Annotated in this window: 1 protein-coding gene; it reads left to right on the plus strand. The window is 52.8% G+C overall.

The features are described from left to right. Positions 1 to 152: 152 nt before the first annotated feature. Positions 153 to 1,107 (plus strand): phage portal protein (locus PPL9_RS34805; RefSeq protein WP_057465641.1); only part of this gene is annotated, 955 nt, incomplete at its 3' end.

The following is a 1,107-nucleotide window of genomic DNA, read 5'->3' on the forward strand; positions in this document are numbered from 1 at the left end:
GGCAATGCCGACTATGTGACCAAACAAGCATCCGGCTACATGAAGATTGATCCGCTCACAGCAGCGTTCAACGCGTTTGATCTTATGAGCCGCCATCCAGAGGCCGAAGGTAATGGCCTGGACGATTTCCTCAGCAATCCGGTGATGGTTATATGATCAGATTTTTAAAGGCAGCAGCTCGCGGCATTAAGCAGGAGCTACGAGCAGGCGAGTCGGGATGGATCAACCTTAATGGAGGGGATGCATGGACTGGGGGAGGTCATTCTTCTGCTGCTGGCAAAACCGTGAATGCGTCCTCTGCTCTGGCGTTTTCTGCTGTTTGGGATTGTGTTCGCAAGACTTCACAAGTGATCTCAACACTGCCTCTTGCTCTTTATGAAAAGGGTGCTGGAAACAGCAGGGTGAAGATTGAAGAGGACCTGTCCGAGATCCTTAGTAAGAGCCCCAACCCTGAGCAAACTGCGGTTGAGTTCTGGGAAGGTATGACGGCGCATGCAACCTTGCGCGGCAATGCCTGTGCGGAAAAGCTCTTTGTGGGACCAAGGCTGGTTGGTTTGCGCCCTTTGCTCAATGTCACACCTAAACGTAACCGGGATGGCAAGCTGGAATACAGCGTCTATGACCGGGGCAAACACAGCACATTACCTGCTGATAAGGTTTTCCATCTGCGCGGGTTCGGCGCTGGTGATGGTTTGGGCATGTCAGCCATCAAGTACGGGGCGAATTCAATTGGGGCGGCTTTGGCTGCTGATGAGACGGCAGGCAGTGTTTTTTCTAATGCGATGATGGCAGCTGGTGTTTTGAGTTCCGAACAAAAGCTCAACGAGACGCAGCGCGGTCAACTTCAGGCGATCCTCACTAAATTCTCAGGCTCTCGCAAGGCAGGCAAAATCCTGACGCTTGAAGCAGGGCTTTCTTATAAGCAGCTCCAGATGAACCCTGAGGATGCGCAGCTTTTGGAAACTCGGCGCTTTGGCGTTGAAGATGTTTGCAGATGGTTTGGGGTTCCGCCGATTGTGATCGGTCATTCATCTGATGGCCAGACCATGTGGGGCAGCGGTGTTGAAGCGGTGATGTTGTCCTGGCTCTCGCTTGGCATCAATCCGC

Source organism: Pseudovibrio sp. POLY-S9 (genome assembly GCF_001431305.1).
Classification (GTDB): domain Bacteria; phylum Pseudomonadota; class Alphaproteobacteria; order Rhizobiales; family Stappiaceae; genus Pseudovibrio.